Source organism: Erysipelothrix amsterdamensis (assembly GCF_940143175.1).
GTDB lineage: Bacteria > Bacillota_I > Bacilli_A > Erysipelotrichales > Erysipelotrichaceae > Erysipelothrix > Erysipelothrix amsterdamensis.
In genome coordinates this window covers 1125272-1150175 of record NZ_OW659496.1, presented here as the reverse complement: position 1 = coordinate 1150175, position 24904 = coordinate 1125272, and the positions used below count along the sequence as shown (strand labels likewise).

General features: G+C 36.6%; 30 protein-coding genes. 28 read left to right on the top strand and 2 right to left on the bottom strand.

Annotation, left to right across the window (positions count from 1 at the left end):
* Positions 1–75: 75 nt before the first annotated feature.
* The 13 genes from NMG63_RS05410 to deoC all read left to right on the top strand — a co-directional run bounded on the left by NMG63_RS05410 (position 76) and on the right by deoC (position 11194).
* Positions 76–1302, top strand: coding sequence for a M16 family metallopeptidase (locus NMG63_RS05410; RefSeq protein WP_254006598.1), 1227 nt, complete (start codon positions 76–78; stop codon positions 1300–1302).
* Complete coding sequence (yfmH, locus tag NMG63_RS05405; RefSeq protein WP_254006597.1) at positions 1289–2545, top strand: EF-P 5-aminopentanol modification-associated protein YfmH; 1257 nt, start codon at positions 1289–1291, stop codon at positions 2543–2545. Before NMG63_RS05410 ends, yfmH begins: the two co-directional genes overlap by 14 nt.
* 119 nt (positions 2546–2664) lie before the next feature.
* Complete coding sequence (locus NMG63_RS05400; protein WP_254006596.1) at positions 2665–2955, top strand: single-stranded DNA-binding protein; 291 nt, start codon at positions 2665–2667, stop codon at positions 2953–2955.
* A 46-nt stretch (positions 2956–3001) separates the two neighbouring features.
* Positions 3002–3871: a thymidylate synthase gene (gene thyA / locus NMG63_RS05395; RefSeq protein ID WP_254006595.1), complete on the top strand. Its 870-nt coding sequence runs from the start codon at positions 3002–3004 to the stop codon at positions 3869–3871.
* Positions 3871–4323 (top strand): dihydrofolate reductase, encoded by a 453-nt coding sequence (locus tag NMG63_RS05390; RefSeq protein WP_254006594.1) that lies wholly within the window; start codon positions 3871–3873, stop codon positions 4321–4323. Before thyA ends, NMG63_RS05390 begins: the two co-directional genes overlap by 1 nt.
* Before the next feature lie 2 nt (positions 4324–4325).
* A complete protein-coding gene (locus tag NMG63_RS05385; RefSeq protein ID WP_254006593.1) occupies positions 4326–5624 on the top strand; it encodes a pyrimidine-nucleoside phosphorylase in 1299 nt (432 codons plus the stop codon).
* A 22-nt stretch (positions 5625–5646) separates the two neighbouring features.
* Positions 5647–6372 carry a segregation and condensation protein A gene (locus NMG63_RS05380; RefSeq protein WP_254006592.1) on the top strand — a complete coding sequence of 242 codons (726 nt, stop codon included), beginning with the start codon at positions 5647–5649 and terminating at the stop codon, positions 6370–6372.
* A complete protein-coding gene (gene scpB, locus NMG63_RS05375) occupies positions 6372–6908 on the top strand; it encodes an SMC-Scp complex subunit ScpB (protein WP_254006591.1) in 537 nt (178 codons plus the stop codon). Before NMG63_RS05380 ends, scpB begins: the two co-directional genes overlap by 1 nt.
* Positions 6892–7632 carry a pseudouridine synthase gene (locus NMG63_RS05370; RefSeq protein WP_254006590.1) on the top strand — a complete coding sequence of 247 codons (741 nt, stop codon included), beginning with the start codon at positions 6892–6894 and terminating at the stop codon, positions 7630–7632. The genes scpB and NMG63_RS05370 overlap by 17 nt, the downstream gene beginning before the upstream one ends.
* The gene (locus tag NMG63_RS05365; protein WP_254006589.1) at positions 7632–8333 is read left to right on the top strand and encodes an RsmE family RNA methyltransferase; all 702 of its coding nucleotides are present in this window, start codon (positions 7632–7634) and stop codon (positions 8331–8333) included. The genes NMG63_RS05370 and NMG63_RS05365 overlap by 1 nt, the downstream gene beginning before the upstream one ends.
* The gene (locus NMG63_RS05360) at positions 8330–9076 is read left to right on the top strand and encodes a hypothetical protein (protein ID WP_254006588.1); all 747 of its coding nucleotides are present in this window, start codon (positions 8330–8332) and stop codon (positions 9074–9076) included. Before NMG63_RS05365 ends, NMG63_RS05360 begins: the two co-directional genes overlap by 4 nt.
* Positions 9077–9078: 2 nt before the next feature.
* Positions 9079–10545 (top strand): UDP-N-acetylmuramoyl-L-alanyl-D-glutamate--2,6-diaminopimelate ligase, encoded by a 1467-nt coding sequence (locus NMG63_RS05355; protein WP_254006587.1) that lies wholly within the window; start codon positions 9079–9081, stop codon positions 10543–10545.
* On the top strand, positions 10532–11194 hold the full coding sequence (gene deoC / locus NMG63_RS05350) for a deoxyribose-phosphate aldolase (protein WP_254006586.1): 663 nt from the start codon (positions 10532–10534) through the stop codon (positions 11192–11194). The genes NMG63_RS05355 and deoC overlap by 14 nt, the downstream gene beginning before the upstream one ends.
* A 67-nt stretch (positions 11195–11261) precedes the next feature.
* Here the strand turns inward: deoC and NMG63_RS05345 are convergent, their stop codons facing one another.
* Positions 11262–12044 (bottom strand): ABC transporter permease, encoded by a 783-nt coding sequence (locus NMG63_RS05345; protein ID WP_254006585.1) that lies wholly within the window; start codon positions 12042–12044, stop codon positions 11262–11264.
* The gene (locus NMG63_RS05340; protein WP_254006584.1) at positions 12037–12672 is read right to left on the bottom strand and encodes an ABC transporter ATP-binding protein; all 636 of its coding nucleotides are present in this window, start codon (positions 12670–12672) and stop codon (positions 12037–12039) included. The genes NMG63_RS05345 and NMG63_RS05340 overlap by 8 nt, the downstream gene beginning before the upstream one ends.
* A 163-nt stretch (positions 12673–12835) precedes the next feature.
* Between NMG63_RS05340 and NMG63_RS05335 the strand changes: the two genes are divergently transcribed.
* The 15 genes from NMG63_RS05335 (at position 12836) to recO (ending at position 24893) form a co-directional block, all read left to right on the top strand.
* The gene (locus NMG63_RS05335) at positions 12836–14263 is read left to right on the top strand and encodes a DEAD/DEAH box helicase (RefSeq protein ID WP_254006583.1); all 1428 of its coding nucleotides are present in this window, start codon (positions 12836–12838) and stop codon (positions 14261–14263) included.
* 188 nt (positions 14264–14451) lie between these two features.
* Positions 14452–14637 (top strand): 30S ribosomal protein S21, encoded by a 186-nt coding sequence (rpsU, locus tag NMG63_RS05330; protein ID WP_003773874.1) that lies wholly within the window; start codon positions 14452–14454, stop codon positions 14635–14637.
* A gap of 81 nt (positions 14638–14718) precedes the next feature.
* Positions 14719–15702: a PhoH family protein gene (locus NMG63_RS05325; protein WP_254006582.1), complete on the top strand. Its 984-nt coding sequence runs from the start codon at positions 14719–14721 to the stop codon at positions 15700–15702.
* Positions 15671–16345, top strand: coding sequence for a response regulator transcription factor (locus NMG63_RS05320; protein ID WP_254006581.1), 675 nt, complete (start codon positions 15671–15673; stop codon positions 16343–16345). The genes NMG63_RS05325 and NMG63_RS05320 overlap by 32 nt, the downstream gene beginning before the upstream one ends.
* Positions 16326–17537, top strand: coding sequence for a sensor histidine kinase (locus NMG63_RS05315; protein WP_254006580.1), 1212 nt, complete (start codon positions 16326–16328; stop codon positions 17535–17537). Before NMG63_RS05320 ends, NMG63_RS05315 begins: the two co-directional genes overlap by 20 nt.
* A 61-nt stretch (positions 17538–17598) precedes the next feature.
* Positions 17599–18513: a substrate-binding domain-containing protein gene (locus NMG63_RS05310; protein ID WP_254006579.1), complete on the top strand. Its 915-nt coding sequence runs from the start codon at positions 17599–17601 to the stop codon at positions 18511–18513.
* Complete coding sequence (pstC, locus tag NMG63_RS05305) at positions 18510–19454, top strand: phosphate ABC transporter permease subunit PstC (RefSeq protein WP_254006578.1); 945 nt, start codon at positions 18510–18512, stop codon at positions 19452–19454. Before NMG63_RS05310 ends, pstC begins: the two co-directional genes overlap by 4 nt.
* Complete coding sequence (pstA, locus tag NMG63_RS05300) at positions 19451–20674, top strand: phosphate ABC transporter permease PstA (RefSeq protein ID WP_254006577.1); 1224 nt, start codon at positions 19451–19453, stop codon at positions 20672–20674. Before pstC ends, pstA begins: the two co-directional genes overlap by 4 nt.
* Positions 20675–20676: 2 nt before the next feature.
* A complete protein-coding gene (pstB, locus tag NMG63_RS05295) occupies positions 20677–21429 on the top strand; it encodes a phosphate ABC transporter ATP-binding protein PstB (RefSeq protein WP_254006576.1) in 753 nt (250 codons plus the stop codon).
* Positions 21430–21437: 8 nt separating this feature from the next.
* Positions 21438–22070 (top strand): phosphate signaling complex protein PhoU, encoded by a 633-nt coding sequence (gene phoU, locus NMG63_RS05290; protein WP_254006575.1) that lies wholly within the window; start codon positions 21438–21440, stop codon positions 22068–22070.
* Between the two features lie 64 nt (positions 22071–22134).
* The gene (gene ybeY / locus NMG63_RS05285) at positions 22135–22578 is read left to right on the top strand and encodes an rRNA maturation RNase YbeY (protein WP_254006574.1); all 444 of its coding nucleotides are present in this window, start codon (positions 22135–22137) and stop codon (positions 22576–22578) included.
* Positions 22553–22921 (top strand): diacylglycerol kinase family protein, encoded by a 369-nt coding sequence (locus NMG63_RS05280; RefSeq protein WP_254006573.1) that lies wholly within the window; start codon positions 22553–22555, stop codon positions 22919–22921. The genes ybeY and NMG63_RS05280 overlap by 26 nt, the downstream gene beginning before the upstream one ends.
* A complete protein-coding gene (gene cdd, locus NMG63_RS05275; protein ID WP_123171393.1) occupies positions 22918–23319 on the top strand; it encodes a cytidine deaminase in 402 nt (133 codons plus the stop codon). The genes NMG63_RS05280 and cdd overlap by 4 nt, the downstream gene beginning before the upstream one ends.
* A complete protein-coding gene (era, locus tag NMG63_RS05270) occupies positions 23309–24205 on the top strand; it encodes a GTPase Era (RefSeq protein WP_003773851.1) in 897 nt (298 codons plus the stop codon). The genes cdd and era overlap by 11 nt, the downstream gene beginning before the upstream one ends.
* Positions 24195–24893 carry a DNA repair protein RecO gene (gene recO / locus NMG63_RS05265; protein ID WP_254006572.1) on the top strand — a complete coding sequence of 233 codons (699 nt, stop codon included), beginning with the start codon at positions 24195–24197 and terminating at the stop codon, positions 24891–24893. The genes era and recO overlap by 11 nt, the downstream gene beginning before the upstream one ends.
* The last annotated feature ends 11 nt before the right edge of the window (positions 24894–24904 follow it).

Sequence of the window (24904 nt, the reverse complement as noted above, 5' to 3'; positions counted from 1 at the left end):
TGTCACCGTTCTTTCTATTTACATCATATTGATGTACAATGCTATTATATTGTATCATTTTTTGGAGGATGTATCATGAATGAAGAATTATTATTAAAAAATGACATTAAGGTTTATCAAATCAATGAAGAAAAGTTTCATGAAGTGTATCTTTCGTTAAAAATTGTATTTAAGCTTGAATCAAAAACAAATACCATCGCAAATCTACTCACGCGGATGATGGGGGATCGTCTTATTGAAAACCCAACTAAAACATCACTCGCACAGCGTCACGATATGTTATACGGAGCGAAGACAAGTGCTTTAACTTATACTTTGGGAACATACCAAGTTATTGATCTCGGCATTAAAATGATTCACGAACGATTTACTAATGAATTGTTATTGGATAAGCAGATTAAATTACTTGAAGATATGTACCTATATCCATTATTAACCGAACAAACTCTTGAAGAAGCAAAGAAAAATTTACGCATCAGTCATATGCATATAAAAGAAAATGCATCACAAAATGCACTGGTTAAAGGTTTTAAACATGCAGGTGAAGGTCAGTTGTTTGGTTTAAGCGCCTTCGGAGATTTGGGTGATTTAGATAGTGTAAGTTTAAAGGACGTTCAAAAGCTCCATACACGTTGTATTCAAGAGTTTAATAAGCAAATTTATCTTGTGGGTGGCGTTGATCGAGCATGTAATTTTGATGCGTTTACGGTTGGACACTCAATGCCAATAAACGAATCACTTCTAAAAACAGAAATTACAGAGACGTATCTCGAAGAACGGTATAAAGGAACTCAAAGTGAGCTTGTATGCGTCTATGAAACAAGCATTACACCTTATGATGATTTGTATTATGCATATCTCGTGTTTATTGCATACCTCGGTCAACTACCGACTTCGCTTCTTTTTCAGAATATTCGCGAAAAGCACAGTTTGTGCTATTCCATCTATGCATCACGTCAAGTTTATGATGGAATCTTCTATATTGCGACAGGCGTTAGTGATAAAAATGTAGAAAAAACTTTATCACTGATTGAAGATCAATTTGAGATAATCCGAAATGAACCTTTAGATTTAACAGCGGCTATTAACTATTTAGATCTTTCACTAGAAGGTAATACCGAACGGATAAAGAGTATTGCAGATCATACTTTTAGAAATAATATGCTGCAAGTTGATGAGTCCATTGAAACAATGCAAGAAAAAATCCGTACAGTTACGGAGTCGGATGTGAAAGCCGTATTGACGAAAATCACAAAACCGTTTGTCTTCGCATATCGAGGTGAAAATAATGAAAACAATTAAAAATGATTTTAATGAAAAAGTGTATACCTTTACAACACCAAGTGCATTAACCGTAACCATTGTGCACCGACCAGGATTTAAACGTTCAAGTGCTGTCTATGGGACTCCGTTTGGGGCTTTAAATCTTAAGCAAAGCATCGAAGGAAATGTAGTTGAGCATAAATCGGGTGTTGCACATTTTTTAGAACATAAACTGTTTGAAGATGAGAGCAAGGACATATTAAGTCAGTTTGCGGAATTAGGTGCAAGTGGTAATGCTTTTACGTCGTATGAACAAACTATGTATTATTTTGGTCATAACGGTGATTTGGAGGCGCCATTACGCCTGTTGATTCAATTTGTAAGTAAGTTTAGCGTTAGTGAAGAAAGCGTTGAAAAAGAGAAGGGCATCATTATCGAAGAAATTAAGATGTATGAACAGATGCCGGATATGCGTCTATTGAATGAGACTTATGTAAACTTATTTCATCATTATCCGTTTATTTATGATATCGCGGGAACGGAACAAAGTGTGACAGAAACGACACGCGCTGATTTGCTTCGTGCTTTTGAGATGAACTATTCTGATCATCGTATGTCTTTAACAATCGTAACACCGATGGAACCCCAAAAAGTTGCGGAAATTGTCCTGCAAGAGACCCAATCACATCGTGCGGTAAGCGAGGAAGTTGTTGATTTGTTTGATAAGGAACCCCATACTGTAGCTATTAAAGAGCGAGAAATTCAAGGCGATGTAGAGGTTCCAAAAATGACTTATTCTTTTAAGTTTCCTTATGAGCGTAATGATAAATTAAAAGATGAGTTTTTGATACGGATGCTTTTAGAAATGAATTTTTCCGAGATGATTCCAGATTATCAGGTTTGGCTTGATGAAGGAATCGTTTCGAACTCATATGGCTATGATGTTGACATTCGCGAATCATTTGGAGTTATCTATTTTGTAAATGAAGGGCATAAGCATGAGGCGTTTAAAGATATTATTAAGCATCGTATGAATCATTTAAAACATGATGAATCTTTGTTTAATCAATTGAAAAAGCGATACTATGGCGAGATGATTATGTCACTAAGTAAGACAGATGAACTTGCAATTACGTTGGGACGAGCTCATTTCGATGGTGTTTCGTATTTTGATTATTTAGAGATGATTCGAGATTTATCGTATGATGCACTGGCGGATCTAGTGGATGTGATTTTGGACAGTGATGATACATTTTTACGAATGGTTAATTCAGATAATTAGGTTAGATTCTATTGAATCTAACCTTTTTTGTTGTATTTTTAAAAAAAATATTAGGATGCTATCTATTTGAAGTAAATTTATGAGTGTGGGGCAACCCACATAGAGAAAAGGAGGAAAAAATGAATTTTGTACAATTAGTAGGACACATCGAAACAATGCCAGTTCCAATTGAGGAGCACTCAAATGAAAGTTACGCATTGATGCATGTAAGTGTCACTTCAAATTTTAGAACTCCACCAGGTATTTTCCGTAAGGATATATTTCCAATTTTACTTTGGAGAGGTGCGAGTGAGACAACCACAAATTCTTGTAAACCGGGGAGTTTAATTTCTGTGAAAGGTAGATTAGAAATTAATGATGAAAAATTTATCTTAATTGCGGAACATCTTGAGTTCTTATATCCGAAATAGTACCAAAGAGAGCGATTTTTTTGTATAATAGGATGTAGGTGATAAAATGAAAAATTATTTGGAAATGTGTCAATTTGTATTAGACGAAGGTTCACGACGAGAAGATCGTACGGGAACGGGTACGACAGGCGTTTTTGGTTATCAAATGCGTTTTGATTTAAGCAAGGGTTTTCCCTTGCTTACGACTAAAAAAGTTCATTTTCCATCGCTTGCGAAAGAACTATTATGGTTTGTAAGCGGCGATACCAATATCAAATGGCTTGTCGAAAATAAAGTTCGAATTTGGAATGAATGGCCTTACGAACTTTTTAAAAAATCGGATGATTACAATGGTGAAACTATGGATGAGTTTATTGAACGCATTGTTGCTGATGATTTGTTTGCTCAAAAATACGGTGAATTGGGTCCGGTTTATGGTAAACAATGGCGTGATTTTGGTGGTGTTGACCAGCTTAATAACGTGATTGAGACAATTAAAACAAACCCATACTCACGTCGTATTATTATGAGTGCTTGGAATCCGGCCGAAGTTGATCAAATGGCACTACCACCTTGTCATGCATTTATGCAGTTTTATGTAAGCAATGATCAAAAACTATCATTGCAACTTTATCAGCGTAGTGCAGATGTATTTTTAGGTGTTCCATTTAATATTGCTTCGTATGCGCTGTTGTTACACATGATAGCTAAAGTTTGTGATTTAGAGGTGGGAGAATTTGTCCATACCTTTGGTGATTTACATATTTACAATGATCATTATGATGCAGTTCAAATGCAATTAGCACGCGAACCGAAATCTTTACCTCAGCTCATAATTCATGGAAACCAAGAAAAAATTACAGATTTCAAGTTTGAAGATTTTGAAGTAGTCGGCTATGATCCACATCCATTAATAAAAGCTAAGGTGAGTGTGTGATGATTAAAATAATTGTCGCAATGAATAACCATCGCACTATTGGTTTAAATGGATCGATGCCATGGCATAATAAAGAAGATTTACAACATTTTCGAAAGTCTACTCTGAATCAAAAAGTGGTTATGGGTCGGAAAACGTTCGAGGGTCTTCCTAAAAAGCTTGATAACCGAGAAATCTATGTCGTAACACGAAACGCTTCGATTGAAAATGCAATTCCAGATCTTAGGGCATTTTTAAGTCAACATCAAGAATCGAGCGAAGATATTTTTATCGCGGGTGGCGGAGAAATTTACGCTCAAAGTTTGCCTTTTGCTCACGAGTTAATCATTTCGTATATACCAAATGATGTAATTGGTGATACATTTTTTCCGGATTTTTCTGATTTAGAATTCAAGATCAAGAATCAGGTTGAATACAGTACTTTTAAACAAGTAACTTACGAGAGGATATAATTATGACAATAGTAGAAATAATTGAAAAGAAACGTGATGGTCTTGAGTTAACTCAAGAAGAAATTAATTTTTGGATTCATGGAGTTACAGAGGGTACTGTGAAAGATTATCAAACCAGTGCTCTACTCATGGCAATCGTATTAAAAGGAATGAGTCTCGATGAGACTACTGCCTTGACGGATGCAATGATGCGCAGTGGTGATGTTATTGATTTGTCATCCATTGTTGGAAAGAAAGTTGATAAGCATTCAACAGGTGGCGTTGGCGATAAAACTACAATTATATTAAGTCCGATTGTTGCAGCAGCTGGCGCAAAGGTTGCTAAAATGAGTGGTAGAGGTTTAGGTCATACCGGTGGAACACTCGACAAGTTAGAATCCATTCCTGGCTTCAACATCGAGGTTTCAAGTCAAGATTTCATTGATCAAGTTAATGCGATTAATCTCGCGGTTATTGGTCAAACAGGTAATTTAGTTTATGCAGATAAAGTTCTTTACTCATTACGTGATGTTACAGGAACCGTTAATGCGATACCTTTAATTGCTTCATCGATCATGTCAAAAAAATTGGCAGGGGGAGCAGACTGTATTTTACTTGATGTAAAATATGGCGAAGGTGCGTTTATGAAGACTGTTGAGGATGCGCGTGAGTTAGCGAATACAATGATTACGATTGGTCGTAATCTTGGCCGTGAAGTCAATGCGATGCTTTCAAATATGAATCAACCATTAGGACATTCAATTGGGAATGCACTAGAAGTCGAAGAAGCAATTATGACTTTGAAAAATGAAGGTCCAAAAGATTTAGAAGAGCTGTGTCTTGTTGCCTCAGGATATATGCTGTATCAAGCAGATCTTTCGGATTCACCAGAAAGTGGCTATACACTCGCAAAAGAAACATTACGAAGCGGTGCTGCTTATGATACATTCTTAAAATGGATTGAGGCACAAGGTGGAGATATCTTGATTTTTAATGATCTCGACGCCTTTACGAAAGCAAAATATGAGGTTGAAGTGTTTGCAGAGCAAGATGGCTACTTACATGATTTAAAAGCTATGGAATTAGGTATTGTGTCCATGCACTTAGGGGCAGGAAGACAAACCAAAGAGGATATTATTGATTACAAAGCGGGAATTGTACTTCGCAAAGAAATTGGGGATGTAATTCACGCGGGTGATTTACTTGCGACTCTTTATAGCGATTCACCAATAACCGATAATCATAAAAATAATACAGTTTCATGTTTTGTGATGGGTCAAGAACCTGTTGAAAAACCAAATTTAATTGCTGCCGTGCTATAATAGTTTAGATTGGAGAACAACCATGAATTTTGAAGTATCTGTTGATCAATTTAGTGGTCCCTTGGATTTAATGCTTTATCTAATTAAAGATAAAAAGCTTGATCTTTTTGATTTAAATATTGATGAATTGGCGGATCAATACATTGCTTTTATAGATAGCGTTCGAGATCAAAAACTTGAAGTAGCGTCTGAATATCTTAGTGAACTTGCCGGTTTAATCGAATACAAAAGTAAACGTCTTTTGCCTAGGGATAAAAGTGAACTCGATGCAAAAGATGTAGAAGATGATGAGAATGACCTTGTGAGACGTCTTATCGAATATCAACGTTATAAAGAGGTCAGCATTGAATTAGCGGAGCGTTATGAAGAACGTTCAAAACAATTCGCAAAACCCATCTCATCCGGTTTGTTTAGGGAAATTAAGACGAGTTTACAAGATTCGATTACTTATGAACAAACGCCCTATGACCTCATGAATGCAATGATGAAAGTGATGAGTCGTTTTAAGTTGGCACACCCTCAGGATGTATCTATAGAACGCGCGGAACTCTCTGTTGATGAAGTCGTAGAAGATTTAAGAAGAGTGTTTCAGGGTGGCGTCGTTTTGTCTCTTGACCATGTATTATCTCAAGCACCCACCCTGCAATACCTACTCGTATCATTCTTAGCAGTTTTAGATATGTTACGAATGGGCGATTTAAAAATGAGTTATCAAGATGAAGAGGTTTATCTGAAAGGGGCGATTTAATGACTGATTTTGCAATTATTGAAGGCATTTTATTTGCCTTTGGAGAAGAAGGCGTTGATAAAGAACAATTAATGCTTGCTCTTGGAATTGATGACGAAGTATTTAATAACAAAATACAAGATTATAAACAAAGTTTAATGGATTCAAATCGCGGATTAGAACTGGTTGAGTTTGGTTCTGTATATAAGCTAATTACAAAAAAAGAACTGCATGAGATTATCTCCGACATGCTTGAATTCAATAAAAACCGTCAATTATCTCAAGCGGCTCTTGAAACACTTGCGATTATTGCATACAAACAACCGATAACGCGGTTAGAAATTGAAGAAATACGCGGCGTAAATAGTGACATGATGTGTCGAAGATTGGAAGCGCTGGATTTAATTCAAGAATGTGGACGGGCCGATTCAGTTGGACGTCCAATACTCTATGAAGTGACAAACTCATTTATGGATGTATTTAAACTGACGAGTTTGAAAGAATTACCCGAAATTAAGATAGAAATGTTGGAAGAAAATAATGAACTCTTTAAATAATATAAGATTACAAAAATTTATAGCGATGAGCGGATATTGTTCCCGTCGTAAAGCAGAAGTTTTAATAAACGAAGGTAAAGTAAAAGTTAATGGGATTAAAGTTACAGAACAGGGACTGAAAGTTTCGACTGAAGACCGTGTTATGGTCAATGGAATCCTTATCAATGTTGAAGAAAAAAAAGTATATTACATTTTAAACAAACCTCGTGGCATTGTATCAAGTGCAAATGATGATAAAGATCGAGAAAGTGTCGTGGATTTAGTGCCAAATGACATTCGTGTCTTTCCTGTAGGTCGTCTCGATCGCGAAACAACAGGTGCCTTAATCCTAACGAATGATGGTGATTTTGCTTATTACATGACTCATCCAAAATTTGATTTATCAAAAATATATCGCGTAAGTGTCAGAGGAAGACTTTCTTATGAAGTAACAAATTCACTTAAAGAAGGCATTACGATTGAAGGTGTAGAATATAAAGGTGTCGAAATTGGCCGCGTTAAATATGATGCTTCTAAAGATAAAACTCAATTTTCGATTACACTTCACGAAGGTAAAAACAGACAAATTCGTAAAATATTTGCGCATTTCGGACTTCCAGTATTGAAACTTCATCGCTATCAGATTGGATATCTTGATATTGATGATCTTAAAATCGGACAATACCGAGAGTTAAAACCGTTTGAGGTTAAAAAATTGCTTCTAACAGCAAAAGGTGAAATCTAATGCAACAATTCTTCATTGAATCAATTGAGGACTTGCAACTCAGTGCAGATCAATTACATCAATGTCGAAAAGTACTTCGAATGCAAGAGGGTGATTCGATTCGACTTGTAGATCATTATGGCAATGGGGTGATTGCTTCATTTACAGATGATACGCTTACACATTTAACAATTAAAGACTCAATCGTATGGAACGATAAAAAATTCAAATTACGTATCGTCGCTTCATTAATTCGATCAGAACGACTCGAGTGGATGATTCAGAAAGCATGCGAGTGTGGTGTCGATGAAATTGTTCTTTACCAAAGTCAACATGGAGTAGTGCGTGATTTTGGAAAAAGAGCAGAACGCAAAATGGAACGACTTAACCTCATTGCGAAGGAAGCATCAGAACAATCTTACCGACAATTTGAAGTCCCCGTCAAAGGCATTGTAACACTTGATGATTTACCTCAATATCAGTCCGATTTGAATCTTTATGCGGACATTGGGGATGAGCCGCATTTGATTCACACAGTTTGTGAAGATACAAAATCCATAACGGTACTTGTCGGACCCGAAGGTGGTTTTAGTAGTGATGAACGTAGCAAATTTGAAGCAATGGGATACCGTCAAGTGAGCCTTGGAGACAATGTTCTTAGAGCTGAAACAGCAAGTATTTATATTTGTAATATTGTTTCCGCGTGTGAGGTGATAAAGTGAATATACTGAAAAAATATCATGACCAGAAGCGTCCTAAAAAAGAAATCAAAATGTTGATGGATATGAATAAGATGTATAATTTAGGGCTTAACCCTAAATCTGATTTTGATCTTTTAAAACTTGACGTTTTTCAGCATAGTTTAGAAACTAAAAAAACATTTGAAACAGAGTTTGAGCGAATTCGGAATGAGCATCTTGATATGTGGGATAATCTTCTTTTCAAAGAACGAAACTTTATCGTTCAATGTGATATCGCGCCAATTAAATCAAAATTAAAAGTATTTCAAGTCGAAAATGAAAACAGGGTATACATTCCTTTTTTCGATGGCTTGTTAAATACGCTGTATGATCGCGAAACCGCAATTTTGGAGTTACCACAGTATTTTAAATTATATAATGATTTCCAGGATCGTTTAATTCCAATTAATAGATATGGATTACAACCCTATATCGCAAATATGAGTTCAGCTCGATGCATCGCCCAAAACGCTACGGATATCGTACTGTTTCGAGAAGATATAAATACCTTTTATCGATACAATTTAACTGAATGCGAAACCTATCCTCTTTGGACGGACAAAAAGCTTGAATCTGGACAAATTAAAGACTTGGCAGACTTAATATTGAATTTAGATGAGACCCTTTTATTAGATTATTGTATTGTAAATGAACTTATCAAACCGCGCTGCATTAAGAAAATTAATAAACAACGCGTTAAAGCAGAAAAAAAGAGTAGGAGATAAGTATGAAATTGAATAAACTTGTGAACACGGAATTTGATTGTGACATTGATCATTTGGTGCTTGATTCTCGTGATCGTGTTAAAAACGGAATGTTCTTCTGTTTAAAAGGCTTAACTGTTGATGGTCATCAGTTTGCAAGACAAGCAGTTGAAAATGGAGCTGTTGCGATAGTCCACTCCGACGATATCGATACTATCGATGGAATTGTATACATTCGCGTCGCGGATGTGATGACTGAATTACATCGTGTCACTGATATATTCTATAACAGCCCATCAAAAAACATGTATGTTTATGGCATAACGGGTACGAATGGAAAGAGTACGACGATGCTTACAGTTCGCAACATTCTGAAAAGATTTGGTGTGAATGCGGGCTATATTGGTACAATTTCTGTTGAGTATAACGATCATAAATTCGCCCCTTCATTAACAACACCTGATATTGTTGAGTTGCAATCATATCTTCAGGATATGCGATTAGAAGGCGTTGAAGAAGTTTGCCTTGAAGTATCAAGTCAAGGGCTTGCATTAAGAAGAGTAGAGTCCATAGACTTTGATAATGCATCCTTTACTAACCTAACGCATGATCACCTTGATTATCATAAAACGATGGAAAACTATTTTGAGGCTAAGAAAATGCTTTTCGATAATTTAAAACCTTCTGGCTTTATGGTTCTAAATATAGATAACGAATATGGTGAAATTCTTAAAAATCAAAATTATTCGAATGTTGTAACATATGGCATCGAAAATCCAAATGCGCATTATCGCGCTCAGGAAATTGTTTTACATGAAGACTTTACAGAATTCACACTCATTCATGAAGGGAAATCATATCCGGTTGTCACAAATTTTGTAGCGATATTTAACGTATACAACATGCTTAATGTCATCGCAATTCTACATCAACGTGGTTATGATATTGAAAAAATAATTCCAGAACTAAAAGATATCGAACATGTAGATGGTCGTCAAACGATGGTTACTAAGGGACAACCGTTTAGGGTGATTGTTGACTTCGGTCACGCCCCAGACAGCATGAAAAATGTTTATGAGTTTGTGCGTGAGACACAGGATGATAATGCGCGATTAATAACTGTATTCGGTGCAGCAGGTGGCCGTGATACGGCGAAGAGACCGATTATGGGTCATGTTGCTTCGAGTTATTGTGATCATGTAATTATTACAGAACATGATAATCGAGACGAGCGTGTTGTTGATATTACACAAGATATTATTACAGGAATTGAGTCCAATAATTATGAATTTGTGCCGAATCGTACGGATGCAATCGAAAAAGCTCTAAAAATGGCTCGGCCAGGCGATACGGTTGTTCTTATTGGAAAAGGCGAAGAAAAATTTATCTATCGTGAGCATGGCTCAAAAGAAAAGTGGATGGGTGACGAAGTATGTGCATCACTGATCCTCGAAAAACTATACGGAGGAAAAGAAAATGAAATTAAGTAAATATATTGACCATACGCTTTTGAAGCAAAACGCTACAGAAGCACAAATTCGTGTTTTATGCGATGAAGCAAAAGAATACGATTTTATGAGTGTATGCATTAACCCAGGATTTGTTTCACTTTGTAGTGAACTTCTAAGTGGTACAGATGTGAAAGTATGTACTGTAATCGGTTTTCCATTAGGTGCAAATACAACTGAAGTAAAAGTTTTTGAAACTAAAAATGCTCTTGATAATGGTGCGGATGAGATTGATATGGTTATTAACGTCAGTGCTTTAAAAGACAAAAAATACGACTTAATCGAAAATGAAATTCGTTCAATTAAAGCTGCATGTGGTGAAAATATCCTTAAAGTGATTATTGAAACATGTCTTTTAGAAGATGACGAAATCGTTAAGGTTTGTGAACTTGCTGTTGCTGCGGGTGCTGACTTTGTTAAGACATCAACTGGATTCAGTACAGGTGGAGCAACGTTTGAAGCTGTTAAACTGATGAAAGACACAGTTAAAGATCAAGCTTCTGTAAAGGCTTCTGGTGGTGTTCGAAGTCAAGAAGATATGGAATCGATGATCGAAGCAGGAGCTACACGAATTGGTACATCATCTGGTGTTGCATTGGTTAAAAACGAAGTAAGTCAATCTGATTACTAAAAAAAAGGTGTTTCAGCCATTCAAATGTATTTAATACGTTTGAATGAAAGGCTGAAAACACCTTTTTTTATTGGTACCAATTAATCTGTTCGTTCTCACTTATCAGCGTTCGATAACCCATTGAAAGTGAAGTAAATGTCGTCAATGCGACACCAGTTGTGATTGCAATCATTATTGCTGTTTGATACATAATGGCAGTGAGGGGAGCTGTTCCTGATATGATTTGTCCTGTCATCATTCCGGGGAGGGAAATAATACCCATATTCAACATATTATTTAGGGTGGGTAAAAGAGCCATTTCTAACGATTGATTGACGAATGGAATCATAATCTTTTTGGGGGTAACCCCTAAGTTTAATAAAGTTTCAACCTTATTGCGTTCAAGATCAAGTGTATCAGTAAGCGTTTTGATACCTAGACTTAATCCGTTCATAGCATTACCAATGATCATTCCTCCTACTGGAATTGCATATTGTGGGTTGAAGATACTTGTTCTAACAATAATCCCTACAAAAAATGCAACGACAAAGAGACCCGAAGTCATAAGACATAAAAAGATAACACGTTTAAATTTGCGGTTTAAACGGGGGTTTTTCTTTAAAATTCTAAAGGTTGAAAAAAGGACCATCGAAGTCAGATAAAGAACCACAAAGAGTGGATGCGGGTTTCCAAAGATGTACGTTAAGATAAGACCTGATAAGTATAATTGAACCGACATCTTGATACTTGCGGTAAATAGCAGACGTGTCTGACTTATATTTGCCCGCTTCATGATTAATAATACGATCAATAGCAACAGATATATTAAACTAAATTGAACAATACTTAATTCAATGATTCCGCTATTCATGAGCATCGTCCTCCTTCAAATTTGAAATTAGGACTAAATGATCGGCGTATTTCTCACTCAAGGTTGAATTGTGGCTCACAATAATTAAGTCCAAGTGATTTTGGGTGCAGTACGTTTTCATATTTTTTAACAAAGTGTCCGCAGTCAGATCATCAAGCGCTGAAGTGGGTTCGTCAAACATAATCGCTTTTCGTGCTAAAGATAAACAAATAGCGATATAGATTCTCTGACGTTCTCCACCAGACATAGAAATTACAGAATCATCAAGGTGTGCACTTGAGCACGATAATTCTAGAAAGTTATTGATTTGTGAATCTGTTAAGAGGGATTCTTCTCTTAAATTATAGAACGAGTGAAAATTATCGCGTACGCTTTGCTCGTACAAATAAACAGATTGATCACATAAAATATAATCTCTACGTAATTCGATGCGATTATAATCTTCAATTTTAATCCCGTTTAACGAAATGCTTCCCTCATTAGCATCAACGGTTCCGTTGATAAGTTTTAAGAGTGTTGATTTGCCAGAACCCGATGGTCCTGTAATAAAAGTTGTTTCACCCTCAACAATTTTAATTGTAGGGTAATGCAGTATATTCTTAAAATTAATGTTTGTTAGTTCTATCATAAAATGCCTCCATAGAATTATCATAGCTTAAACATAGGGAATTTAAGGTAAAACAGCACATTAATTTATTTTTGTTTACATTGGGCTCATAAAACTATAAGATTAAACGGTTGGTGTTCTATCATGAACACAAAATGTATAAAAGAATTTAAGGAGTAATTATATGGAATTTAAAGATTTAGGTATTAATGAGAAAATTTTACGAGCGTTAACGGAACAAGGTTATGAAAAACCAACACCGATTCAGGAACAAGCCATTCCAACATTATTAAAACATAATGATTTGATTGGACTCGCTCAAACCGGTACTGGAAAGACTGCTGCTTTTGCGGTACCTACGTTACAAAATTTAAAAGAGAAAGCATTTGATCGTAATGGAAAACGTAAAATACGTGCACTTGTACTAACACCCACACGAGAACTTGCGATTCAAATTCAAGAAAATTTTGAAATGTATGGCAAGTATATGGATTTACGTTCAACTGTTGTCTTTGGTGGTGTTGCCCAACGTTATCAAGTTAAAGCACTCCGTAATGGTGTTGATACATTAATTGCTACACCAGGTCGTCTTGAGGATTTAATGAGTCAAGGCTATATTGACTTATCACAGATTGAGATTTTTATTCTTGATGAAGCCGATCGCATGTTGGATATGGGATTTATTAATGATGTGAAACGCATTATTAAAAAACTTCCTAAAAAGAAACAAACACTTCTTTTCTCTGCAACAATGCCTTCAGAAATTTCAAGTATTGCGGAAATGCTTTTAAATAATCCTACAACAGTTGCAGTTACACCGGTATCATCTACTGTTGAAACAGTAGAGCAAAGTGTTTATTATGTAGATCAACGTAATAAGACTCAACTTCTAATTGATGTTTTGGAGAACAAGTCTTTTGATTCTGTTCTTGTCTTTACACGTACTAAACGTGGTGCAGACCGCGTGGCACGTGATTTATGCCGTAGTAACATCAATGCAGTCGCAATTCATGGTGACAAGTCGCAAGGGGCCCGTCAACGTGCTCTGAGCGGATTTAAAGATGGTACGATTAATGTAATGGTTGCAACTGATATTGCGGCGCGTGGTATTGATATTAATGAATTAAAATATGTCGTGAATTATGAATTACCAGAGGTTCCTGAAACATATGTGCATCGAATTGGTCGAACTGGTCGTGCAGGTTTTAGTGGTGCTGCGATTTCATTCTGTAATTTTGAAGAAATTCCATTACTTAAAGATATCGAACATGTGATTCAGATGCGTGTTCCTGTAATCAAATCACACAACTATCCTTTACTTGATAAAACAATCAAGGATGGGAAAATTAGTAAAAAGAAAAAAGCGAAGTTAGAGCGCATCAAAGCAGAAGAATCAAAAACGAAGAAGAAACCGACGAAACAAAGGGATTCTAAATCAAAAGGGAAACCTAAGAAAAAAGAAAAAGAGTTAAATGGTCCATATGATTGGAGTAATCATGCTTCTAAGAAAGCAAAGAAACAATCTCAAAATGGCAAGAAGGCGAATGGAAGTCGCACACGAACAAAAAATCAAGAACAAAAAACAACAAATCATCGAAAAAAATCAGCATAAATCATGCATAATTAGGATGCTAGATCGATTAGATTGTATCAAAACGTGAGTGTGAGGGTGCTTATGCACTTGGGTTTTATGGTTTTAGCAATATATTAGCAATATATCGAAAAAATCCTAATTATATACTTGATTTTGATTGATGAAGTGTTATAATTAATTTGCTTGCATCAGAAGGGAGGTTAGTCATGTCGAGAATTGTAGTAAAAGAGAACGAAGGTTTGGATGACGCATTACGCAGATTCAAACGTCAAGTATCTCGTAATGGTACCCTTGCTGAGGCTCGCAAAAGAGAGTTTTATGTAAAACCTGGCGTACGACGTAAATTGAAGTCGGAAGCTGCTCAAAAAGCACGCCGTAAAAAACGTAGATAACAAATCAGAAGCGCTAAGCGCTTCTTTTTTATTGCATGTTTTTAAATTTGCGATATGATTAATATATAAGGAGGACTACTCTTGGTAACTCAAACAGTTAATTTAAACGAACTTGAAATCTCACTCCAACAACTTGTTGGTATTGAGAATAAAAATATTAGTCATATCGAGAAAAATTATGACGTCAATATTCAAGCACGGGATGCTTATCTTTCCATTGTAGGTTCTGAAGCTAATGTTAATGAAACCGTCACATTTATACGACTTGCAGCCTCTGTTATTAAACGCTATGAGCGTTTGGATGTGCAAGAATTTGAGTATTTGTTTGATGTTGTGCGTTTAAATCAAACAGAGCGTTTTATTGAAATGATGGACGAGGTCTTGACACGTTCGTATACGGGTAAGCCCATTCGACCTAAAACTTTAGGTCAGAAGGTTTTTATTGATGCATTTAAACAAAGTGATTTGACCTTTGCGATTGGACCGGCGGGAACGGGTAAGACTTTTTTAGCGGTTTGCTATGCAGTCGAACTTTTAAAAAAGGGCGAAATACAGAAGATTATCTTAACGCGTCCTGCTGTCGAGGCGGGAGAGAACTTGGGTTTTTTACCTGGTGATCTGAAAGAAAAAGTTGATCCTTACTTAAGGCCGCTTTATGACGCATTAGATGATATGCTTTCTCCAGAACGTGTTCAACGTTATATGGATAAAGGTGTTATTGAGATTGCGCCATTAGCATATATGCGTGGTCGAACCTTGGATGATGCTATGATTATTCTTGATGAAGCACAAAATACGACTAAGGCTCAAATGATGATGTTTTTATCGAGACTTGGTCGTAATTCGAAAATGATTGTAACCGGAGATGTTGATCAGATTGATCTTCCGCGTCATCAAGCTTCTGGGCTTCGGATCGCGCAAGATTATTTATCGGATGTTCCAGAAATTCGCTTTGTTAATTTGTCACACAGTGATGTGGTTCGACATCCTTTGGTGATTAAGATTCTTAAGAAGTTTGCGGAAGGAGATCGTCGTGAGCAAGAAAATACTAATAATCGAAGATGAGGAAGGCATACGCCGTCTGTTGCGTTATGACTTAAAGCAGATGGGTTTTGATGTCTATTCTGCAAAAGATGGCCGTGAAGGTCTTGAGATGGCGTTGCAGGGACAATATGATGTCATCATTATTGATTGGATGCTTCCTTATTACGATGGAATTGAACTTGTTACACAATTTCGAAGCCGTGGTTTAAAAGCGATCTTGATTATGCTAACCGCAAAAGATGAGGAAGCGGACATTCTCGAAGCGTTTGAAGCGGGTGTAGATGATTACCTGTCTAAACCATTTTCGCCAAGAGAACTTTCGGCGCGCATTACAGCACACTTACGTAGAGTTGATATGAATCATGAACTTAGACGAATTGAAGTCGGTGACATTGTCATTAATTTGGACCAACATACAGTGGTGGTCGCTTCAAATCCTGTGGAGCTTACGAAAAAAGAATTTGATTTGTTAATTTATTTATTACAGAATGAAAATATTGTATTAACACGAGATCAAATATTGTCAGAAATATGGCATTTTGATTATGATGGAGATACACGAATCGTAGATGTTCATATTTTTAAATTGAGAACAAAATTAGAAGATTCAAATGTTAAGATTAATTCGCTGAGAGGAGTTGGTTATGTTGCGAAAAGAGAATAAAATACAGTTGTTAATTCTCGTACTTCTTTCAGTGATTGCTCTATGGAGCCGTACTGTTGTATCAATCTTATTTTTAAGTTTAGGAATGGCTTTGCTATTTATCCTGGATACGTTAAATACAAAAAATAAAGTTGAAACAATCAAAGAAGATGTTGAAATGGTAAAAAAAGAAGCTACGGTGCAAGCAGACTATGCTTATGATCGTACAGTACAATTAATCAATGCAATTCCATCACCTTTGGTTTACATTGATCAAAGAGGTGACTTTGAGGTGAGTAATCAATATTTTGATCAACTCATTCATGTAGATGCAAAGAGTGTGTATGATGTAAAGATTGATTCGCCGATACGCCAAACCTTATTGGATGCATTTTTAAACGAAAAGCAATTTGTTCGTCAAGTAAGTTATCAAGATGTCGAGTTCCAAGTTCTATCAATTCCTTTTCTCACTGAAAAGCGACGATATAACGGATGTATGTTAATTTTCCAAGATGTTACCCGCATTTTAGAAGGTGAAAAGATGCAGAAACGATTTATTGCCGATGCGTCTCATGAACTACGCACCCCTATAGCTTCGATTAAGGGGATGGTTGAAATTTTGAATCGACCAGAATTTGATGATACGGAAACATTAGAAGAGTTTTTAAAACAAATAGAAAAAGAAAATAACCGACTTGATCACATCGTTGAGGATTTATTACTTCAATCACGACTCAAGTCAAATACCGTATATCTAGAAAAAACCGTATTTAATTTAAAACAATTCTTTGATGGATTGATTTATGAACGAAGACAAGAACTGCATCAAGCGAATATAAAAGTTGTTCTAAACTGTCCTTCAAACATTACAGTATATGCTGATCAATTTCGTCTCTCACAAGTTTTCTTAAATCTATTCAATAATGCAATTAATTATGCAGAAAACGGTCGTATTAAAATCCAATGTGATACGGATGAAGATTATGTTCATATTGATTTTATGGATAATGGCAAGGGTATGGAACCGGATTTAATTCCGCATATCTTTGAACGTTTCTATCGTGGTGAAAAAGATCGCAGTCGTGAAAATGGCGGTAGTGGTCTTGGTCTTGCAATTTCGAAATCGATTGTGGAGGCACATGGAGGCACGATTAATGTCACAAGTAAGATTGATAAAGGTACAACCTTTACAATAAAGTTAACACAGAATTAACCTTTAATTGATTTTCTTTTAATGATACCTCGCTATACTTTCTATAATAGTTGGAAAGGGTGTGAGTATTATTATGAGGAAATCTTTTATTTTGCTTTTTCTATTCACTCTTATTCTCAGTGGGTGTCAGGTACAGGGGGATGAGGATCAAATCAAGGTTTATACACGAGATGGTTCATCTGGAACGCGCGAGGCGTTTGAATCCATTGCGGGGATTAAATCAATTACGCACAATAGTGCGGAGACAACGGGGAATGGGGATATGGCAACCCAGGTAGGACAGGCTCACAATGCAATTGGATATGTGTCACTTGCCACAGATTTTAAAGGCAATGGTATTAAACCGCTCCAATATTTGGGTGTCTTACCAACGATTGATTCTGTTAATCAGGGTTCATATCAATTAGCACGTCCATTCAGTTTTGTAACACGACGTGAGGGAGATTTTGAATCAGATGAGAAACAAGCATTAGTACTTGCATTTCTAGACTACTTAAATAATTCGATAGAGGGTAAGGAAATTGTATTAGCATCTGGTGGGATTGTGGATGTGTCCAAAGGTGTATTATGGGAAGATTTAAAACAAAACCACCCCATCGTTTTAAGGGATAACACCGACCTTGTTCTTAAGACCGGAGGTTCCACCTCGGTAGAACCAACAATTAAAGCAGCGGTAGAATCCTTCATTCCAATGGCAGGCAATTTTAAATATGAACCAAACCATACCGGGTCGGGTGATGGCTATAAGCGAACTTTAGGGAGTGAGAAGAACGGTGCAAATCATATAGATATTGGGTTTGCGTCGCGGAAATTTAAAAAAGAGGAACCGGTAAGTGAGGGGATGAGTTCTGGAGTTTACTGCATGGATGCAGTTGTTGTGGTTGTTAATGAGACCAATACAATGGAGGATATATCACCTGAATTACTTCAAAAAATATTTAGCGGAGAACTTTCGCAATGGAAGGATCTTGTATGAGTTATCAATCGAATCGCTTCAGCACTGAAGGATATCAACGTCGAAAAAAATCAGTCGATGTTTGGGTTCAAAGTTTATTAAAACTGACAGGAATTCTTGCAGCTTCCATGGTCATCATTATTTTTATATTCATTTTTAAACGGGGCATTGCTGTATTTCTGCCTACATATGGACCAAATCAAATTTCATTAACTGACTTTTTGACTGGATTTGTTTGGGAAGCGGACAAGCACGTTTACGGTGTTTTGTTTATTGTTATTAATACCGTAATAACAGCTTTTCTGGCAATGCTAATTGCGTTTCCAATCTCTGTGTTGACGGCATTGTTCATTTCCAAGATTGCACCTAAAAAATTAGCGAAGCTTCTGACTACGGTTATTGAAATGCTTGCTGCTGTACCTTCTGTAGTATATGGTGTTTTTGCTTCAGGTGTTATCGTACCTTTTGTAGATCAATTTGCAACGACTCTTGGTTTTTCAACATTTGGTGGACGATCAATGTTGGCTGTTGTAATATTACTTGCGATTATGGTGTTACCGACAATGACGTCTCTTTCAATTGTTTCAATGAATGCTGTTGATAAGAATTTGGAACTTGGTTCTCTTGCTCTTGGGGCGTCGTCCACCCAAACAAATTTTAAAGTCGTTCTAACATCTGCGAAGTCGGGAATTACGACAGGACTTATTCTGGGATTAGCACGTGCTTTTGGGGAGGCCACTGCTGTCTCGATGGTTGCCGGTAACAAACCGACAGGTCCAACTTGGAATCCATTCGATATTACCCGAACCTTAACATCCACTATGCTTTCGGGTATGAAAGAGACATCGGGGGTTGATTACGATGTCCGATTCAGTGTGGGTATTGTCTTAATGATTATAATTCTTATCTCTAATCTAATGATTCATGCATTTAAACGGAAAGTGGGGAATGAAGGTAAATGACACGTAAACGTAGAATTCACGATTTCTTATTAAATGGAATTACGTATGTGGCTTCACTGCTTTCTGTTTTGGTCCTTGTTGGGATTTTTAGTTTTGTAATTGTTCGAGGAAAAGATACATTGAGTTTGGATATGTTGAAATCGAATTATTGGTCTGAAAATTATCTTCTTGGCTTCTCTAAAACAGAATCTGGAATCTATGTGAATCCAGGGAATTTAGATTCGGGTGATGTATTTAATGAATCGTATGGTATTGCTGTTCGTAACGATAAAAACCACGAAGGTAAAAAAACGGTTATCGTGACTTATATTGATGATAAAAGTCCATTTAACGAAACGTATAATCTAACGGCAGGGCCTCAATTTGAAAAGCATCAAGTCATGCATCGTGGGGATGCAATCGAGCGGATTACCATGCGTGATTCAAATGGAAATCGTATGATTTCAGGACATGTTGCCGGTGATGATGCCAAATCTTTAAGTTTAAAACTGGATCAGGCGCAACGTTTAGAGTCTATTTACTTTAAAACGCAAAGTGGTGGGATTTGGGGATCAATTCTTGCGACATTACTGTTAATTGCGACATCACTCTTGTTTGCATTGCCACTTGGTATCGGGGCAGCGCTGTATCTAACGGAAATAGCACCAGATACTGCAATGACACGAATGCTTGAAAGCAGTATTGAAATGCTCGCGGGTGTTCCAAGTATTATTTTTGGTCTCCTTGGGATTGCGGTGCTCTTTCCAATTACTGCATTCTTCAATGTTTCGGGTTTGAGTATTCTGCTTGGTGGTATGACAATGGCAATCATCTTATTACCTGTAATCATTCGATCCGTCAAAGAATCTCTGTTGGTTGTGCCCGATGGCTTACGCTCTGCTTCTCTATCTTTAGGTGGAACTCAAACACAAACTATTTTTAAAGTAGTCCTTCCAAGTGCATTACCAGGAATTTTATCAGCTGTATTACTCTCTGTAAGTCGTATTATTGGGGAATCGGCAGCGCTTATTTATACAATGGGAACGTTTGTGAACGATGCACCGGGATTAACTCAAGGAGGAACCTCTTTAGCGGTTCATATATGGTCGGTAATGAGTCAAGAACAACCTAATTTCGAGTTGGCAAGTGCAATTTCAATTGTGATTCTGGCATTAGTTCTAATTTTAAATTTAACCGTCAAGTATATTTCTAAGCAACTTCAAAAAAGGATGGGATATTAATCATGAATAGTTTCCAAGTAAAAAATCTAAATCTTTTCTACGGCGAGCATCAGGCACTCAAAGAAATTTCAATAGACATAAAGAAACAAAAAGTTACAGCTTTTATTGGTCCTTCAGGGTGTGGTAAATCAACCTTTCTACGATGCTTTAATCGTATGAATGATTTAGTAGAGAATTGTCGCATTGAGGGTAGTGTTCTTTTCGAAGATGAGAACATATACGGTCGCGATGTGGATGTGGTTGATTTAAGAACGCGTGTTGGTATGGTGTTTCAACATCCCAATCCATTTCCGATGAGTATCTATGATAACGTTGCATATGGATTGCGCTGTCAAGGAATAAAGGATAAAAAAATCTTAGATGATGCCGTAAAAAACGCATTAATTAAAGCAGCGTTGTATGATGAAGTTTCAGATCGTTTAGGTTCATCGGCACTTCGTTTGTCTGGTGGACAACAACAACGTTTATGTATCGCGCGGGCAATTGCATTAAAACCTGAAGTTATCTTAATGGACGAACCGACATCGGCCCTTGATCCAATTGCAACGGCTAAAATTGAAGAGTTGATTTTGGACTTAAAGAAGGATTACACGATTATTATTGTTACGCATTCAATGCAACAAGCGGGGCGGATTAGTGATATGACTGCTTTTTTCCTAATGGGTGATATTGTTGAATATGAGACGACACGAAAACTATTTCATACCCCTAAAGATAAGCGTACTGAAGACTACATTACAGGCCGATTTGGCTAGGAGGAACTATGCGATTAGAAGAGAAAATGTTGGTGTTTGAAACGGATTTATTGGCTATGGCTGACCGCGTTCGTAAACAAATGGCGATGGCAATTCAAGCGATAGTAACAGAAGATAAGACACTTGCACTAAACGTAATTGAAAAAGATGATTATATCAATGATTCTGATGAAAATATTAATGATCAAGCTATTGAAATCCTATCCTTAATGCAACCAGTTGCGAAAGATTTAAGAATGGTTGTGGGTGGAATAAAAGTATCTGCGGATTTGGAACGTATTGGTGATTATGCGAAAAACATGGGTAGGTACGTGATCAAAAGTAAAGAATCACAACCAGAATATCAATGTGATGTGGAGTTGTTAGGGGCTAAGTTTCTTGAGAATTTTGATGCCGTGGTGTCACTTCTCAAGAATCCAAATGTAAAAGATGCTTATGATGTGGCGGAAATGGATGAATCTTTGGATGAGTTGTTTCAAGGGATTATGGCACGTTATGCATCTGAGCCTTTGGAGACTGATCGTATCCCAACACAAACAATCGGAATCTTACGTAATATTGAACGCGCAGGGGACCATGCTACCAATATTTGTGAGCATGTTATCTATATAGTTAAAGGACGTCATATAGATTTTGGTTAATATGTGATAAAAGGCTTAGATTTAAGCCTTTTTTTTGTGATATAATTAATGAGGAAGTGATAAAATGGAAATAAATTATATTAATCAATCAAATGATGAGAATTGGGACGCTTTTGAAACATATCTCAGTCCAATTTTGGAAGAGACTTTAAATAAGACTGGTTTTAAGAAATCAGTTGAAGTTAATGTTGTTTTAGTCGATGACCCAAGCATTCACAACTTTAATAAGGAATTCCGCGATATTGATCGTCCAACGGATGTTTTAAGTTTTGAGGATGGTTCAATGGAAGGGGAAGTTTTTATGATGGGGGATATTATTATCAGTGTTGATGCGATTCGCCGACAAGCAGAAGAATACGGACACTCGATTAAACGTGAGTTTTGTTTTCTTGTAGCGCATGGATACCTCCACTTACTTGGGTATGATCATCATACACCTGAAGAGGAAGTAGTGATGTTTGGACTTCAGAAAGAGATTTTACATGATATCGCTCGCAAAGATTCTTAAGCGCACCCGAAAAAAGTTTAAGTCGGCATTTCAGGGTGTAAAGACCGGAGTGTTATATGATCACAGCATTCTTATTCAACTTATTCTTGGGTTGATTGCTGTTGTCTTTTTTGCTTTTGTAGGGATCACCCCAGTTGAATGGATGTTTGTAATCAGTGCAGTGTTTATGGTTCTGGTTACTGAGTTTTTAAATTCAGCCGTTGAGGATATTTGTGATTTGCTTATTAAAAATTATAATTTGCACGTTAAGGAAATAAAAGATATTGCTGCAGGTGCTGTGTTACTGGCAGCTATTTATGCAATCATTATAGGAGTTATCGTACTCACAAGGAGATTTATATGAAAGACGAACTCATTACAAAAGCTTTTGAAGCAATGGGCAATGCCTATGCACCTTACTCGAACTACCATGTTGGCGCTTGTCTTCTGACACGTGATGGTAAGACCTTTGTAGGCGCAAATATCGAAAATGCATCGTATGGTGCAACGAATTGTGGTGAACGAAGTGCTGTGTTCTCAGCGTATTCTCATGGATATCGTCAAGAAGATATTGTTGGTATTGCAATCGTTACAGACGGGAATCTCTTAGCAGGTCCTTGTGGTATTTGTCGTCAAGTGCTGTCTGAGTTACTTGAACCGACAACCCCTATATATTTATCAAACGGTAAAGAATCAATGACAACTAACATTGAGGAACTGATGCCGTTAATGTTTGGAAAGAAGGACTTAAATGACATTTAAATCAGGATTTATTTCAATTGTTGGTCGTCCCAATGCAGGGAAATCAACATTAATCAATCAAATCGTTAAACAAAAAATTGCGATTGTAACAGAAAAAGCACAAACAACACGCGATGCAATCATTGGTGTGAAGACCGAAGAAGATTATCAATTGATTTTTATTGATACACCTGGGATTCATAAGCCGAAACATCAGTTGGGAGAGCGAATGAACCGTACCGCTTATGCTCACTTTAAAGGTGTGGATTTGGTTTACTACATCATTGATGGTGCAGAACCTTTCGGGACGGGTGATGAGTTTGTAATTGAACGATTAAGCAAGCTTAAAATACCTGTGTTTTTAATTATTAACAAAGTTGATAAGATGAGCGAACAAGCACTCCTTGAGCGTATTGCTGCTTCAACTGATTTTCAATTTGCGGAAATTGTTCCTATTTCGGCCCTTGAAAATAACAATGTAGACCGCTTACTCGATGTAACCTTAAGTTATATGGAAGAAGGTGTAATGTATTATCCTAAAGATCAGGTGAGTGCATACCCAGAACAATTTATTATGGCGGAAATTGTTCGAGAAAAAATTCTTGAACTTACTGAAGAGGAAATACCACACAGTGTCGCTGTCGCAATTGAACGCATTGTGAAAAAGAAAAATGCAACAATCATTAGTGCCGTGATTCTCGTAGATCGTCCTTCACAAAAAGGGATTATTATCGGTAAGCAAGGTAGTATGATTAAACAAATTGGTGAGCGTGCTCGTGGTGAGTTGGAAACAGTGCTTGGTGAAAAAGTCTTTTTAGAAACGTATGTTCGTGTTGAAAAGAACTGGCGTAATCGCGCTCGCATGTTGAATCAACTTGGATATATCGAAACTGAATATGAACAATAAAGATGTTGGATTCATTGTATCGATTGTTCCATTTCGAGAACATGATGCGATGGTCCATTTTCTTGGTTATGAGTATGGATTGATTCGTATGATTTTGCCAGGTTATTACAGTGCAAAATCAAAGCAAGGACGATTAGGACTTGAATTTTCTAAAGTTCAATATCGATTTAATTATCAAGAACATAAATTAAATCGAATTATAGGTGGTGAATCAATCAACGCATATTTACAAGTGCGACAGAATCTAGATTGGTTAATGTATATGTCATTGGTCTCTGAATTAACGGTGCGATGTTTTGATTACGATTCACATCACTTATTCTATCAATGGTTTGAGAATTGTATTGAGGCCAATAATTTAGAAGTTCACTGTATAAAATACTTGGCTTTTATAATTCAAACACAGGGCTTTACACCGGATGTTGATGGATGTGTCATGTGTGGTAATACAAATGTAAATGCATTCTCAATTGAACACGGAGGTTATGTCTGTGCAACGCATGCGCAACATACAATAAAAACGACTAAATCATTGATGATTGCACTACTTGGTATTTTTTCGAATCGTGATGTCGATGCATATTTAGAAACAATTGATCGATACGCTTTACTTAAAATACTCGTGGAATATTTAGAATTTCATGGTGATTATAAATTTAATAGTTGGAAACTCATTTCTGATGTATAATAGAGGGAAAG

Excerpts from the sequence above, each read along its gene's own strand:
- deoC (WP_254006586.1), top strand. The coding sequence starts at position 10,532 with ATGAAATTAAGTAAATATATTGACCATACGCTTTTGAAGCAAAACGCT.
- scpB (WP_254006591.1), top strand. The coding sequence starts at position 6,372 with ATGACTGATTTTGCAATTATTGAAGGCATTTTATTTGCCTTTGGAGAA.
- NMG63_RS05385 (WP_254006593.1), top strand. The coding sequence starts at position 4,326 with ATGACAATAGTAGAAATAATTGAAAAGAAACGTGATGGTCTTGAGTTA.
- NMG63_RS05340 (WP_254006584.1), bottom strand. The coding sequence starts at position 12,672 with ATGATAGAACTAACAAACATTAATTTTAAGAATATACTGCATTACCCT.
- NMG63_RS05370 (WP_254006590.1), top strand. The coding sequence starts at position 6,892 with ATGAACTCTTTAAATAATATAAGATTACAAAAATTTATAGCGATGAGC.
- NMG63_RS05410 (WP_254006598.1), top strand. The coding sequence starts at position 76 with ATGAATGAAGAATTATTATTAAAAAATGACATTAAGGTTTATCAAATC.
- NMG63_RS05400 (WP_254006596.1), top strand. The coding sequence starts at position 2,665 with ATGAATTTTGTACAATTAGTAGGACACATCGAAACAATGCCAGTTCCA.
- pstA (WP_254006577.1), top strand. The coding sequence starts at position 19,451 with ATGACACGTAAACGTAGAATTCACGATTTCTTATTAAATGGAATTACG.
- NMG63_RS05390 (WP_254006594.1), top strand. The coding sequence starts at position 3,871 with ATGATTAAAATAATTGTCGCAATGAATAACCATCGCACTATTGGTTTA.
- recO (WP_254006572.1), top strand. The coding sequence starts at position 24,195 with ATGAACAATAAAGATGTTGGATTCATTGTATCGATTGTTCCATTTCGA.
- pstB (WP_254006576.1), top strand. The coding sequence starts at position 20,677 with ATGAATAGTTTCCAAGTAAAAAATCTAAATCTTTTCTACGGCGAGCAT.
- era (WP_003773851.1), top strand. The coding sequence starts at position 23,309 with ATGACATTTAAATCAGGATTTATTTCAATTGTTGGTCGTCCCAATGCA.
- ybeY (WP_254006574.1), top strand. The coding sequence starts at position 22,135 with ATGGAAATAAATTATATTAATCAATCAAATGATGAGAATTGGGACGCT.
- NMG63_RS05315 (WP_254006580.1), top strand. The coding sequence starts at position 16,326 with ATGTTGCGAAAAGAGAATAAAATACAGTTGTTAATTCTCGTACTTCTT.
- phoU (WP_254006575.1), top strand. The coding sequence starts at position 21,438 with ATGCGATTAGAAGAGAAAATGTTGGTGTTTGAAACGGATTTATTGGCT.
- pstC (WP_254006578.1), top strand. The coding sequence starts at position 18,510 with ATGAGTTATCAATCGAATCGCTTCAGCACTGAAGGATATCAACGTCGA.
- cdd (WP_123171393.1), top strand. The coding sequence starts at position 22,918 with ATGAAAGACGAACTCATTACAAAAGCTTTTGAAGCAATGGGCAATGCC.
- NMG63_RS05380 (WP_254006592.1), top strand. The coding sequence starts at position 5,647 with ATGAATTTTGAAGTATCTGTTGATCAATTTAGTGGTCCCTTGGATTTA.
- NMG63_RS05280 (WP_254006573.1), top strand. The coding sequence starts at position 22,553 with ATGATATCGCTCGCAAAGATTCTTAAGCGCACCCGAAAAAAGTTTAAG.
- thyA (WP_254006595.1), top strand. The coding sequence starts at position 3,002 with ATGAAAAATTATTTGGAAATGTGTCAATTTGTATTAGACGAAGGTTCA.
- yfmH (WP_254006597.1), top strand. The coding sequence starts at position 1,289 with ATGAAAACAATTAAAAATGATTTTAATGAAAAAGTGTATACCTTTACA.
- NMG63_RS05365 (WP_254006589.1), top strand. The coding sequence starts at position 7,632 with ATGCAACAATTCTTCATTGAATCAATTGAGGACTTGCAACTCAGTGCA.
- NMG63_RS05335 (WP_254006583.1), top strand. The coding sequence starts at position 12,836 with ATGGAATTTAAAGATTTAGGTATTAATGAGAAAATTTTACGAGCGTTA.
- NMG63_RS05345 (WP_254006585.1), bottom strand. The coding sequence starts at position 12,044 with ATGAATAGCGGAATCATTGAATTAAGTATTGTTCAATTTAGTTTAATA.
- rpsU (WP_003773874.1), top strand. The coding sequence starts at position 14,452 with ATGTCGAGAATTGTAGTAAAAGAGAACGAAGGTTTGGATGACGCATTA.
- NMG63_RS05355 (WP_254006587.1), top strand. The coding sequence starts at position 9,079 with ATGAAATTGAATAAACTTGTGAACACGGAATTTGATTGTGACATTGAT.